This window comes from Ihuprevotella massiliensis (assembly GCA_900095835.1).
GTDB classification, from domain to species: domain Bacteria; phylum Bacteroidota; class Bacteroidia; order Bacteroidales; family Bacteroidaceae; genus Alloprevotella; species Alloprevotella massiliensis.
Genome location: LT608321.1, coordinates 549,518 through 562,447, shown reverse-complemented (window position 1 = coordinate 562,447; position 12,930 = coordinate 549,518). Strand labels below are relative to the sequence as shown.

General features: G+C 46.6%; 10 protein-coding genes. 4 read left to right on the top strand and 6 right to left on the bottom strand.

Annotation, left to right across the window (positions count from 1 at the left end; translation table 11 throughout):
• The first annotated feature begins 77 nt into the window (after nucleotides 1-77).
• From mltG to bamK, 3 genes are all read left to right on the top strand, one after another.
• The gene (mltG, locus tag BQ2633_RS02490; RefSeq protein WP_075564873.1) at nucleotides 78-1,094 is read left to right on the top strand and encodes an endolytic transglycosylase MltG; all 1,017 of its coding nucleotides are present in this window, start codon (nucleotides 78-80) and stop codon (nucleotides 1,092-1,094) included.
• A gap of 129 nt (nucleotides 1,095-1,223) precedes the next feature.
• Nucleotides 1,224-2,537, top strand: coding sequence for a DUF3078 domain-containing protein (locus BQ2633_RS02485; RefSeq protein WP_083233907.1), 1,314 nt, complete (start codon nucleotides 1,224-1,226; stop codon nucleotides 2,535-2,537).
• Between the two features lie 112 nt (nucleotides 2,538-2,649).
• Complete coding sequence (gene bamK, locus BQ2633_RS02480) at nucleotides 2,650-3,336, top strand: BamK family beta-barrel-assembly machinery protein (protein WP_075564872.1); 687 nt, start codon at nucleotides 2,650-2,652, stop codon at nucleotides 3,334-3,336.
• A gap of 563 nt (nucleotides 3,337-3,899) precedes the next feature.
• On the opposite strand, the gene BQ2633_RS02475 is transcribed toward bamK, so the two are convergent.
• The 4 genes from BQ2633_RS02475 to nagA form a co-directional block, all read right to left on the bottom strand.
• On the bottom strand, nucleotides 3,900-5,609 hold the full coding sequence (locus BQ2633_RS02475; protein ID WP_075564871.1) for an acyl-CoA dehydrogenase family protein: 1,710 nt from the start codon (nucleotides 5,607-5,609) through the stop codon (nucleotides 3,900-3,902).
• An 84-nt stretch (nucleotides 5,610-5,693) separates the two neighbouring features.
• The gene (locus BQ2633_RS02470; protein ID WP_075564870.1) at nucleotides 5,694-6,731 is read right to left on the bottom strand and encodes an electron transfer flavoprotein subunit alpha/FixB family protein; all 1,038 of its coding nucleotides are present in this window, start codon (nucleotides 6,729-6,731) and stop codon (nucleotides 5,694-5,696) included.
• A gap of 3 nt (nucleotides 6,732-6,734) precedes the next feature.
• Complete coding sequence (locus BQ2633_RS02465) at nucleotides 6,735-7,607, bottom strand: electron transfer flavoprotein subunit beta/FixA family protein (RefSeq protein ID WP_075564869.1); 873 nt, start codon at nucleotides 7,605-7,607, stop codon at nucleotides 6,735-6,737.
• 262 nt (nucleotides 7,608-7,869) lie between these two features.
• Nucleotides 7,870-9,042 carry an N-acetylglucosamine-6-phosphate deacetylase gene (nagA, locus tag BQ2633_RS02460; RefSeq protein WP_075564868.1) on the bottom strand — a complete coding sequence of 391 codons (1,173 nt, stop codon included), beginning with the start codon at nucleotides 9,040-9,042 and terminating at the stop codon, nucleotides 7,870-7,872.
• Between the two features lie 307 nt (nucleotides 9,043-9,349).
• Here nagA and porE point away from each other — a divergent pair, with 307 nt between their 5' ends.
• Nucleotides 9,350-11,416 carry a PorE family type IX secretion system protein gene (porE, locus tag BQ2633_RS02455; RefSeq protein WP_075564867.1) on the top strand — a complete coding sequence of 689 codons (2,067 nt, stop codon included), beginning with the start codon at nucleotides 9,350-9,352 and terminating at the stop codon, nucleotides 11,414-11,416.
• A 278-nt stretch (nucleotides 11,417-11,694) separates the two neighbouring features.
• Here porE and BQ2633_RS02450 read toward each other — a convergent pair whose 3' ends face one another.
• Together BQ2633_RS02450 and BQ2633_RS02445 are read right to left on the bottom strand one after the other, a co-directional pair.
• Nucleotides 11,695-12,303 (bottom strand): IMPACT family protein, encoded by a 609-nt coding sequence (locus tag BQ2633_RS02450; protein WP_075564866.1) that lies wholly within the window; start codon nucleotides 12,301-12,303, stop codon nucleotides 11,695-11,697.
• A 145-nt stretch (nucleotides 12,304-12,448) separates the two neighbouring features.
• Nucleotides 12,449-12,910, bottom strand: a complete 462-nt coding sequence (locus tag BQ2633_RS02445) for a MaoC family dehydratase (protein WP_141700112.1) — start codon at nucleotides 12,908-12,910, stop codon at nucleotides 12,449-12,451.
• Nucleotides 12,911-12,930 lie beyond the last annotated feature (20 nt).

The following is a 12,930-nucleotide window of genomic DNA, read 5'->3' as shown; positions in this document are numbered from 1 at the left end:
CTCTTATAGACGGAGTTTTTGCTGTAGTTTTGATAATACGTTCGTAGTTCAGACATACCTATCTCTCTATTTTTTATATGGAAAAGAATAAGAAGCTTTATCTGATTATCTTTTTGGCATTGATATTCATTGTCATTGTGAGCCGAGCTTTGTTTGGTAATTTCTCTGTGAGCGAATCGCGTATCATCTTTCTAGATAAAGACGATACCATCGATTCTGTTTATGTCAAGACGAATCCCGATCGCTCCGTCTTGGCACGACCTGTTTTTGCAATGCTCAATGTGGTAACAGGTTACCCTAAGCACATCAAAGCGGGGCGCTATGAAGTGGGAAACTCTGTTTCCATCTTGCAAGTGTATAGAAATCTGAGAAATGGCAAGCAAGCTCCTGTGCGACTCACCATTCCTGTGTTACGCACTAACCATGATTTGGCTGTTTTCTTGGGCAAGAACTTTCAAGCGAGTGCAGAAGACTTTGAAGCTGCCTTGAATGATAGTGCATTGTTGGCAAAATACCACAAAACTCCGGCTACCGCCCTATGTCTTTTTGTGCCCAACACATATGAGATATTCTGGACTTCTAGTCCTCAATCGGTGCTTGCGCGTATGCACCAAGAGTATAAAAGTTTTTGGAATAAGAGACGCACGAATGAGGCAAAAGAATTGGGACTCACTCCCGACGAAGTGACAACAGTGGCTTCGATAGTGGAACAAGAAACAGCGTATAATCCCGAAAAACCAATGGTGGCAGGGATGTACCTGAATCGTTTGAATCAAAATATGCCTTTGCAAGCCGACCCCACGGTGAAGTTTGCACTGGGAGATTTCACTTTGCGTCGCATCTTGCATGAGCATCTCAAAGTGAATAGCCCTTACAATACCTACAAACAGAAAGGATTGCCCCCTGGTCCTATTTGCATCCCATCAGTAGAGAGTATCAATGCTGTGTTGCACCGCGCTGCTCACGATTATCTCTATATGTGTGCTAAAGAGGATTTTTCAGGTAGCCATAATTTTGCAACCACTTATGCTGAGCACCAAAAGAATGCAGCCAAGTATGCAGCCGCACTCAATGCTCGAGGCATACATTCTTGATATTGCTCTTTGGAGGTTCTCTTCTAAAATGCTGCGATAGACGCATTGTGCGCAGCCCCTCTCTGGGTGTCACCCTAGTAGCAGAGAAAAGAAACGGACATTTTGAGCTAAACAGACAATACAAAGACTATGAATTTGAAGTTTACAGCTATTTTGCTGAGCTTTTGTAGCCTAACCCTAGGAAGTTTTGCGCAGTCGTCACGGCGCAGTACTAAAGTGCACACCAATGCGCTCGAGGATTCGTTGACTACCATCGGTCAACGTTATACTTTGGCGTTGGATAGTCTGAATAAGTCATTGGAAGCAAGTGCGCCCAGTGATACAGACAATCTTGAAAATCCTTATTATTTCCCCTTGTTTGCATCCAGCACCTTCTATCGTTTTCCAGTGCAACTGGAATTGGGCTCGTTGCAATCTGGTTCGCCCTCTTTGCAAAGTGGCATTGCGCAGGCGTTGATGTACGCGTATGCAACGCATCCTGAGCTTGTTCACTACAATTTGTCCTATTATAAGGGCGACAGAAATAAATCCGTAGTCGCAAAACCTTCGACTTTGCCTACTGATAAAGGAAAACCTGCAACTCCTCCTAAGGTGAGTGCACAGCAGTTGGCACAATGGCAGGACTTTGAACCCTTAGCACTGCAAATTCATCGTCCTAATTTCTGGACATTTAAGGGAAATTTCTCTTTGGAATTTATGCAGTACTTGGTTTCTGACAACTGGTACAAAGGTGGAGAAGATCACAACTCTTTCTTGACTGCTGCTGTTTTTGAAGCCAACTACGACAATAAACAGAAGTTTACGTTTACCAATAAGCTAGAGATGAAGTTGGGTTTCCAAACTTCCCAGTCAGATTCGTTGCATAAGTATAAAACAAATGCCGACCTGCTCCGCCTTACCAATAAATTAGGCTTAGAAGCTTTCAAACATTGGTATTATACGGCTATGCTTCAAACCTGGACGCAGTTTTATCCAGGCTATCAAGCGAACAAATCGCGCGTTTTCTCAGACTTTATTTCACCTATTGAGACGGTCTTCTCCATCGGTATGGACTACAAGTATAAGACTCCTAAGTTTGAAGTCTCTGCCACGATGTCGCCTATAGCTGCCAACTACAAATACGTAGATCGACTTGCGCTTTCAGAGCGATATGGTGTGGAGAAAGGGAAGCATTCTCATTTGAATCTTGGTTCCACGGTAACGGTCAATATGCGCTGGACACCCAATAGTTGGTTCCAATGGAGCACTCGTTTTTATGCCTTTACAAGCTATTCGAAAGTGCAAGCAGAGTGGGAAAACACGATTGCCCTACGTGCCAACAAGCATCTCTCTACAAAGTTGTTTCTCTTTCCTAGATTTGATGATGGGGTGAAGCGCAGAGACAATTCTAGCTTCTTCCAATTCAATGAGTATCTCTCTGTTGGTTTGGATTTAGGCTTCTAGGTATGGTGATGCTGCAGACTTTTTCTCGTATTATTCCGCATAGTACCAGAAGTTTTTTGTAACTTTGCTTCTTTCAAACAGACGTTTGTCTCCATTTTTCTACTTTTTGAATATGATCCAACGCTTTTTTTCTGCGATAGCCTTCGCCTTAGTTGCGACTTTCACCTTCCTCTCTTGTGACAAGGAAGAAACCTATGCCGAACGTCGTGAGCGCGAAAATACTCAGATTAACTCATTCCTCAGTCATGGAGCGAAGGTGCAGGACAACGAATACCAACGCACCTTGCTGAATGTGCCAGGAAATATTAAGGTAATCACAGAAGCACAATTCTTCGCCCAAGATACCACAACCGATGTGAGCAAAAATGAGTATGTACTCTTTGCGGGGGCTGGTGTTTATGCACAATTTGTGCGTCGCGGAACAGGCTCTGCGCTCAAAAATGGTGAACACGCCATGTTGTTATGTCGTTATATCGAGTATAATATTGCTACCGACAGCATTCGCTCCAGCAACCTCTATGGTAGCGATGCCGCTTCACCCGACGTGATGAGCTTACAAAACAACAGTGGTTCGCTCACAGGTGTCTTTACTTCTGGCATCATGCGTAGATTCTATGGCACGAAAGTTCCTTCTGGTTGGCTTCTTCCACTGCCTTATCTAAAATTGGGACGTCAGCTTTCTGCTAATGATGAGATTGCAAAAGTGCGCATTATTGTCCCTAGCACCGAAGGACATAGCGTGGCACAGAACCGCACTCATCCTTATTTCTACGAGATTACATTTGAGCGTAGTCGATAATACAGCAATTCCGTTTGGTATTTGATAAAGGGATAAAATGCAAGGCATTGAGATTGAGGCTGAAGGGAGCGTACTGAGGTACGTGACCAAAGCTGAATATCGAAAATAACGCAGCAGTTTGCCCTTTATAAAACACCCTAATCTGTTTGCGTGGTTTCACGCGAAATCAATATCTCACGCGACTTTACACATACATAAGGCTGAACCTGCATTTGGGTTCAGCCTTATTTCTTGTTTAATCGTTTGAAATGTTCGATGGATAGAAACGGAAGTCGAAAAGAGAATGAGGAGAAAACCTTCAGTACCAAGAAAACTAGCACCATTTCCCCTCCCGAATTTAACATTTCAGTCTCCTAACTAGGGGATGTGAAATCCACTCGTCAGTGAGAGAGAAAAAAGAGAATTTCAGCTTGCATCCGACGAAACAAGTCAAGGAGTCAGTCCCTCTTAACGATTGGCGCAAACCTACTTCTACTGACAATCAGTTTGCCTGGCTCGGTATCCATTCGTCTGAAAATTCTCTGTTGATCCAATCAACGATGGAGTTGAAAGAGAGAGAAACGCTAGTTGTGACGATAAGTTTCCACTTCTTCCGCGGTAAGGCTCATCACAAAGAGGTGATGTTTGGCAGCCTCAGATTCAGCAAATCTCGCAAACACACGGGCAGATTTTGCAAAGAGTTCAGGAGATTGCGAAGCGTTGTAGAGAAGAAGGTGAAGCATCAAAGCATTCGCAGCCATTTCCACCAAATGACGAGCACAGAGGTCTTGAAATTCTTGTTCGCCAACCTCTTTCACACGCGCCACAGCTTCGTTGAACAAGCAGGAAAGACGCTGAGCAACTGCCTGCAATGGACGCATTTCTTCAGATACTTCTTTAGACTCCCACTCTTGCAGTTGAGCAGAATAAGAACCATTCATCACAAAACGAATGGCAGCCACAACTTGGAGTTGCGTTGTTCCTTCGTAGATGCTGGTGATGCGAGCGTCACGCGCAATGCGCTGAATAGGATAGTCCATCATAAAGCCAGAACCACCGTGAATTTGCAGCGCATCATAAGCATTTTGATTGCAGAACTCAGAGTTCATACCCTTAGCCAAAGGCGTGAGAGAGTCAGCCAGTTTGTTGAAAGCCTTCATCTCGTTGCGTTCTTCGGGAGTGAGCTTTCGTTCGCGAGAAATATCTTCCAGTGCTTTGTACACATCCACGCAGCGTGCGCAATGATAGAGCAAGGCACGACCTGCATCTAGTTTAGCTTTCATTGTCGACAGCATATCATATACCGCCGGAATCTCAATAATAGCCTTACCAAACTGTTCACGTTCGCGCGCATACGACAAAGCTTCGTTGTAAGCCGCTTGCGACAAACCCACAGATTGTGCAGCAATGCCCAGTCGTGCACCGTTCATCAGCGCCATCACATATTTGATGAGTCCCATACGCGTAGCACCGCAGAGTTCAGCCTTCGCGTTTTTATAAACCAGTTCACAAGTAGGACTGCCGTGGATGCCCAATTTGTTTTCAATGCGGCGCACATCCACTCCGCCATTGCGTTTGTCATAGATAAACATCGACAAACCACGACCATCGGTAGTACCTTCTTCAGAGCGTGCCAAAACAAGGTGAATGTCAGCATCGCCATTGGTGATGAAGCGTTTCACGCCGTTGAGCAACCAGCAACCCTCTTCTTCAGAATAGGTGGCTTTGAGCATCACGCTTTGGAGGTCGCTACCCGCATCGGGTTCTGTCAAGTCCATAGACATAGTAGCCCCTTCAGCCACGCGAGGAATGAAGCGCGCGTGTTGATCCTCGTTGCCAAATTCGTACAAAGTTTCAATGCAGTCTTGCAACGACCAAATGTTGCCAAACCCAGCATCAGAAGCCGCAACAAGTTCTGCGCACATCGTATAAGGCGTGATGGGAAAATTCAAGCCATTGTAGCGACGTGGCATAGTCATACCATTGAGCCCAGCTTGCACCATAGCATCAAGATTTCGTTGAGTGCCACTCGCATAGCGCACGCGACTGCCTTCGTGGTGAGGTCCTTCCAAGTCCACACCCTCTGCGTTGTCAGCGATAATAGTACCAGCTATTTCTCCGACAATGTCGAGTGTGCGTTGATAGGTATCCATCGCATCTTCAAAGTCGAGGGGAGCAGTGTCAAAATCTGACGCATCGCGGAAGTCGCGTTCTTTAAGCGCAACAATACGCTCCATCTCAGGATGGCGAAGTTCAAATTGGAGTTCGGGATGATCCGTATAATGATTAGCCATAATTTTTTATAGGATAATGAGCCAAGGAAACAAGTAAAGGAACAATAGTTCCGTTTTTCTGGCCTCCTCTTGAAGTGCTCAACATTATTTGCTGTGTTGTTTGTAGTACTGAATCATTTTGGGCACTACTTCTTCCACGCTCCCCGTGATGACATAGTCAGCGATGTCGTTGATGGGAGCGTTGGGGTCAGTGTTGATGGAAATCAGAATGCCACTTTCTTTCATACCTGCCACGTGCTGGATAGCACCAGAGATGCCACAAGCAATGTAGACTTTAGGACGAACCGTAACCCCTGTTTGTCCAATTTGTTCTTCGTGATTGGCGAAGCCTGCATCCACCGCAGCGCGGCTTGCACCAACTTCTCCGTGAAGTTCGTTAGCTAATTTGCGGAGCAAGTCAAAATTCTCTTTGGAACCCACGCCATAACCTCCAGCCACAACGATGGGCGCACCTTTGAGGTTGTTTTGCGCTTTTTCCACCTGACGGTGAATCACCTCAACGAGTTTGTCTTCAGCAGCCACAAAAGCATCGGCGTCTTCATAAATCACCTCACCCTTGTAGGCAGCATCCAGCACCTCAGCTTTCATCACACCAGAGCGCACGGTAGCCATTTGAGGGCGATTGTCGGGATTGATAATCGTTGCCACAATGTTACCGCCAAAAGCAGGGCGGATTTGATAGAGAAGGTTTTCGTAAGTCTTTTTATTCTTCTTGTCTTCGAAGTTGCCAATTTCCAAAGCGGTGCAATCTGCCGTCAAACCACTGGTGAGCGAAGAACTCACTCTAGGTCCCAAATCGCGTCCGATGGAAGTAGCTCCCATCAAACAAATTTGTGGTTGTTCGCGTTCAAAAAGTTTCACTAAAACAGCCGTATGAGGGCGCGTAGTGTAAGGAGAAAGATAAGGAGCGTCAAAGACGTGTAGCACGTCCACACCATAAGGCAAAATCTGCGCTTCCACCTCGCCTTTGATGCCACTTCCAGCCACTACAGCTTCCAGTTTGACCCCTAATTCATTGGCTAACTTTCTACCTTTGGTGAGGAGTTCAAAACTCACTTCTTCTATTTGCTTACCTTCCAGCTCGCAATATACGTAGACACTGTTATTTTCGTTCTTGTTCATGGCTTATCCGATGGTGTGACTGTCTAAGAGTTCGGTGATTAAGGCTTCGATGTCGCCATCGCTAGCCGAGAGTCGCTTGCTTTCTTTGGTGGCAAAGACCACATTTTGCACGCTCTTCACTTTGGTTGGTGAGCCTGTGAGTCCGCATTGTGCCAAGTCAGCATCAATGTCTGCTGCTCCCCATTGCGTGAGGTGGAGTTCAGGACGTGACTCCCATTGTTGTGCATATTTTTCGGGAAGCGTATTGCGTTCCGCCTCCACAAGTGCGCGTTTGTAGCGCATCACTAACTTTGCATTTCGAGGACGACATGGCGCAGCCGAGCCAGTCACGGTGAGCATCAAAGGCAAGGGAGCCTTCACTTGTTCGATACCTCCGTCAATTCTTCGAGTAACCACGAGATGTTTGTCTGTGATTTCGTTGATTTCTTCCACATAGGTCACTTGGTCAATGCCCAATTTTTGTGCCACCTGCGGTCCCACTTGTGCAGTGTCCCCGTCAATGGCTTGGCGACCACCGATTACCAAATCCACCTTGCCCATCTTGCGAATGGTCTGTGACAACACATAAGAAGTTGCCAACGTATCAGCCCCTGCAAGGGCGCGATCTGTGACCAAGACACCAGCGTCAGTGCCACGGAAAAGGCCTTCGCGCAAAATGTCGGCAGCTTTCGGCAAACCCATAGTGAGAATGGTGATGCGAGTGTCGGGAAATTTGTCTTTGATGCGCAACGCCTGTTCAAGCGCATTTAGATCCTCAGGGTTGAAAATCGCTGGAAGTGCAGCGCGGTTCACCGTGCCTTGAGGAGTCATTGCGTCTTTTCCCACGTTGCGTGTGTCGGGCACTTGCTTTGCAAGCACAACAATGTTGAAACTCATAGGAGTAAGAGCGGTTTAGAGATAAGAAAATACGTTTTCATTGAGGTGCGGTCTAAACACCTTGGTAATCATCGTTTGGCGCATTGTCAAAAAGCTGACAATCGTGCTGTAATTCAGATTTTCGTGCGCTACGATAGAGGATATGCCGTGTTATAAAGTCCCATCTCCTAAGGGCGTCATGGCGGCTCCTTGGTTAGAAAAGGGGACTAAAAAAGAAAAACTCTCCCACGAAAGCATAGGCCTTCGTGAGAGAGGCTATAAATTAAAGTTCGCAGCGCTTCACGTTACCGTTTTGCATCACAAACTTAAGTTGTTGATCTTGGTCAAACATGATGATGTCCGCGTCGTATCCCTTTTTGAGGAAACCTTTGCGATCGTCAATACCCATGAAGCGTGCAGGCATTTCGCCAATCATGCGGCAAGCATCGAGCATAGAGATACCCGCTTCTTGCACGGCGGTACGCACAAGACGGTCCATCGTAGAAATAGAACCAGCCAATGCGCTGCGGTCAGAAAGTTTGCAAACGCCATCTTCGATGATGGTGCGTGGGTCGATGATGCCTGGATCAACGTCGCTTCCTTCGGGAATAGCACTCACAGCGAGGGAGTCCGTGATGAGGCACATATTGTCCACACCTTTTGCATTAAAAATTTCGCGCACAAGCACGGGAGGAACGTGAATGCCATCGCAGATGACTTCAACATTGAAATCTTTGAGCGCAAACACACTTTCCACAACACCCACCTTCTTAAATTCGCGGTCTTTGCGGAGCATACTCATAGCATTGGTGAAGTGAGTAGCCAAACGTGCACCAGCATCGTAAGCGCGTTTCACATCTTCCCATCCGCCATCGGTGTGAGCAATAGACGCCACACAATTATTCTTTACGCAGCATTTGAAGAAATCTTCTGCACCAGGAAGTTCTGGAGCAGCGTCCCAACGCTTGATGCAGTTGGTAGAAGCAAAAATCTCTTCATATTCCTTCTTGTCTGGATTGCGAATGATGTCGGGCATCTGCGCGCCAGCTTTCTTGAGGTTAAAGTAAGGACCTTCGAGGTGGAGACCCATGATGGGGCTACCGGGTTCAGCCATCAACTTTTCGCAAGTCTTGATGGCGCGGTCAATCCATTCGCGTTTACTAGAAGAAAGAGTGGGGAAAATGGCAGTTGTGCCCCAGTGCATGTGAGCTTCTACCGCAGTGCGGAAAGCGTCTTCTGTGCCTTCCATGAAGTCGCGACCACCGCCACCGTGGATGTGAAGTTCAATGCCGCCAGGCACAATGTCGCATCCTTTAGCGTCAATGATTTCTGCACCCACTACGGGAAGTGCGTTGTTGGATACCTCAAGGATTTTGCCCTCTTCGACGATAATACTACCGCCTTCGAGCCAACCTTCGGCCGTGAGGATGCGACCATTGGTGATTTGCTTAAGCATGAGATATAATGGTTGTTTAGGTGAAACAATTGAATTTTTAAGTGTACTTCGTGTGTGGAGGGTAAGCTTTGGCAAGGGGGGATGATAGAACATTTGTGCCAATGCCTTCTAATATAGTCCCGAATATTAGCGCTAAATGGCAAGAAACAACCCTCACAAAAGAGGGGTGCAGAATTGTTATTTCGCGCGTCCCTAGAGTACTTCCACCGAAGTTAGCCCTTCACAAGAGCAAAAGTACAACTTTTTTCATCAAAAAATGCATTTCTAAGGCACTAAAATCCGACTTTTTCTGTTATCTTTGTTGCCTATGCAGAGAAATATCCTGTTTACCCTCCTTGGGCTCGCAGTTTTCACATTTGTCGCTAGTTGCGGCTCTGCCGAAAAGAGCGAAATTCGAGCCCGACATGCCCTAGCTATTGGAGAATATGCCGAAGCTGCTTCGCATTATCAGCAAGCTTATCGCCTTACTCCCCCTAGTGAGAAGGCGAGGCGTGCGCGTTTGGCTTATGCCTTGGGCGAAAGCTATCGTCGCTATGGAGCATCTTCACGAGCGCTTGCTGCGTTTCGCACGGCTGAGCGTTATCATCTCACTGACACCTTGACGTTTCTACGCCAAGGGCAAATGGCTATGCTCCAAGGTGATTACAAAGGAGCATTGACCGCTTTTGAAAATCAATCTAAACTTTCTCCAGACAATAGTACGCTTGCTGCTGCACAAAAACGTGCGGAGCAAGGGATGTTACAAGCGAAAAAGGCGATAGCTGAACGCGGAGAGACATCGCTCTATACGGTGAAAGCCGCTGCTCAGTTTAATGGCAATCGGAGTGATTACGCTCCTATGCTTTTGGGGCAGGGTAAAGAGCAACAACTCTATTTCACCACCACGCGTTCTGCTGTTTTGGGTAATGATGTTTCTGGCATTACAGCGCAAAAGAATGGGGATGTGTTTTTCGTACAATTGGATGAAAAAGGGCGTTGGAAAACCCCAGAACCAGTTGTGTCCATTAACACCGCGCAAGATGAAGGTGCCGTAGCCTTTTCACCCGATGGTAAGACGATGTATCTAACTGTTTGCCCAACGCATCCACAATATCCTCGCATGGCGGAGATTTGGACTACACAGCGCAGTGAAGCTACTTGGGGTAAACCACAAGTGCTGAAAATTGGTACAGATACCTTGTCTAGTTATGCACATCCTGCAGTTTCTCCCGATGGAAAGTGGTTATATTTTACTTCCGACATGCCTGGGGGTTACGGAGGACTTGATCTTTGGCGCGCTGATATCCGTCAGGGAAAAGGTGTGGGGATTATTGAAAATCTAGGTGCCTCGGTAAACACTCCAGGTAATGAGAGTTTTCCTAGTTTTCGCCCTAATGGCACTTTGTATTTCTCAAGCGATGGTCGTGGCGGCTTGGGTGGCTTAGACTTATTCTTTGCTCAAGAAGACACTTTGCTACATGAGTGGCAGGTGGAGCATTTGCCTGCACCCATGAATTCAGCAGGCAATGATTTTGGCATCACCTTTGATGGACTCCACAATCGTGGCTATTTCTCATCATCACGCACGACCGGAGGTAGAGGATGGGACAAAATATTTGAGTTCTCCTATCCTGAACGCTTGCTCACTGTGAAAGGTTGGGTGTACGAACAAGATGGATATGAACTTCCTGCTGCACAAGTGCAGATGGTGGGAAGTGATGGCACTAACCTCAAACTTCCCGTGAAGCCCGATGGTTCGTTTGAACAAGAGGTACAACCTGGGGTGCGGTATGTCTTCCTGGCATCTTGCAATGGTTATCTCAATTTCCCCAATCAACTTAAGGTAGATTCGATTTTCAACGAGGAGCATCAATATGTCTTGCAATTCCCTCTTCCTTCGATGAATATTCCAGTGTTGGTGCGCAATGTGTTTTATCCTTTTGACAAGGCAGAGGTTTCCCCAGAGTCTGCTCCTGCTTTGGAGCGTTTGGCGAAATTGCTCACCGATAATCCGCACATCACCATTGAATTGGCTGCCCATACAGACTATCGCGGTAATGAGGCGTATAATATCAATCTATCCCAACGACGTGCTGAGAGTGTGGTGCAATATCTTTTGTCAAAAGGCATAGCTCGCGACCGTCTTACTGCGAAAGGTTATGGAAAAACAGTGCCGAAAGTGGTGAATCGCCGCCTGGCTGAAGAACAACCCTTCTTGCACGAAAACGACACATTGACCACAGAGTTTATATTAAAGCTCACTCCCGAACAACAAGAAGTCTGCAATGCGTTGAATCGTCGCACGGAGTTTCGGGTGCTTCGTACCACTTATGGACTTTTTGATGCCAACGGCAATTTAAGTTCGGATGCTCTCCCTGCTCGTAAGCGCGACTAGAACTGTTTGGGTTGGATAAGAGGCTGTGTCATCTTCTTAGGTCGGCAAAGATAACCGAGTGCAAATGACAACGTGCTTGGTAGGAAGGTGAAACATCTTCTAAAGATACGAATCAATAAGTAAAAACAGGATTAAGATTCCATCCTGAGGTCTATAATAAAGTGACCGCTAATTTGTATAGTAGTTGACAAATTAGCGGTCACTTTTTGTTGTAATCCTTAGCGCCGACCTCTGTTTCAGCAGAGGATAGGCTGAGGGAGTTGAGAAATATCTAAGTTTTATGCGTCCTTCTCGTCTTTAATCGTCAAAGAATAAATCTTGGTTAAGCGTTCCTGTAGCGGTGCAAGAAGGGATGTTCGTACCTCGATGGTGAGAATCTGATGAGTGGCTGTATAGTCGCGTCCCACCACTTCACCTTCTCCATCGCGAATGAAGCGCATGGCAGTGTCGGCTTCTGTATAAGGCACCTCAATGACAAATCGTTGCATCACTATCTTTTCTTCGTGTGTGGCTGCTTCTATGGCTTCGGCAGCAGCAGTTTTGTAAGCTACCACCAAACCTCCAGTGCCTAATTTGACACCGCCAAAATAGCGTATCACTACCACGAGCGTGAAGGTGAGATCAGCAGAACGTATTTGTCCGAGTATAGGACGCCCAGCAGTGCCAGAAGGCTCCCCATCGTCGTTAGCGCGTGTGACACTAGCATCGTTGCCAAGTGCATAGGCATAGCATACATGGCGCGCGTCATAATATTGTTTGCGCAGTTCTGCCACCCGTTTTTTCACAGCCTCCTCATCGGCAACGTGTTCAGCATAGGCGATAAATTTACTCCGTTTTTCGGTGTAAATGGCTTCGCCAGCTTCGGAAATGGTGCGATAGGTGTCCATTGGTAGTGGGTGGAAAGAGTTTAATGGATAGAGAGAATGGACATCGCGTGTAGACTGGTGTGCCTTGTCAACAGAGAGAACTAGTTGTGCTCCGTGTCATACAGCAACCACAGTCCACACGCGGTGTATAGAAGGGAAAAAGAGATTATGCGAAGTGGTACAAGAAAGTAGCTACACCTGTGAGTGCAGGCTTCTTTTGGTCCTTAATCTCGATGGTGAATTTGATTTCAGCTTTGCACACCCCACGAAGGTCTGCGATAGAAGCAAGCGTAGCAGTGAGGCGAATTTGCTGACCTGAAAGCACGGGTTGACCAAACTTCATCTTGTCCATGCCATAGTTTACCATCATTTTGAGGTTACGCACTTCGATGATCTCGTTCCACAAGTGTGGGAGCAAAGAAAGAGTGAGGTAGCCATGCACGATGGTTTGACCGAAAGGACCACTCTTTGCCTTTTCTGCATCGACGTGAATCCATTGGTGGTCAAGCGTAGCATCGGCAAAGAGGTTGATGCGCTCTTGTGGCACTTCAAGCCATTCGGAAGTGCCGAGCACTTGTCCGAGATGAGAAGCAAATTCTTCGTAATTGTTGATAATAAGCATAGATATGTTGCTTTATAGATTGATAT

Coding starts and splice junctions, on each gene's coding strand:
- mltG (WP_075564873.1), top strand. CDS start 78: ATGGAAAAGAATAAGAAGCTTTATCTGATTATCTTTTTGGCATTGATA.
- BQ2633_RS02485 (WP_083233907.1), top strand. CDS start 1,224: ATGAATTTGAAGTTTACAGCTATTTTGCTGAGCTTTTGTAGCCTAACC.
- bamK (WP_075564872.1), top strand. CDS start 2,650: ATGATCCAACGCTTTTTTTCTGCGATAGCCTTCGCCTTAGTTGCGACT.
- BQ2633_RS02475 (WP_075564871.1), bottom strand. CDS start 5,609: ATGGCTAATCATTATACGGATCATCCCGAACTCCAATTTGAACTTCGC.
- BQ2633_RS02470 (WP_075564870.1), bottom strand. CDS start 6,731: ATGAACAAGAACGAAAATAACAGTGTCTACGTATATTGCGAGCTGGAA.
- BQ2633_RS02465 (WP_075564869.1), bottom strand. CDS start 7,607: ATGAGTTTCAACATTGTTGTGCTTGCAAAGCAAGTGCCCGACACACGC.
- nagA (WP_075564868.1), bottom strand. CDS start 9,042: ATGCTTAAGCAAATCACCAATGGTCGCATCCTCACGGCCGAAGGTTGG.
- porE (WP_075564867.1), top strand. CDS start 9,350: ATGCAGAGAAATATCCTGTTTACCCTCCTTGGGCTCGCAGTTTTCACA.
- BQ2633_RS02450 (WP_075564866.1), bottom strand. CDS start 12,303: ATGGACACCTATCGCACCATTTCCGAAGCTGGCGAAGCCATTTACACC.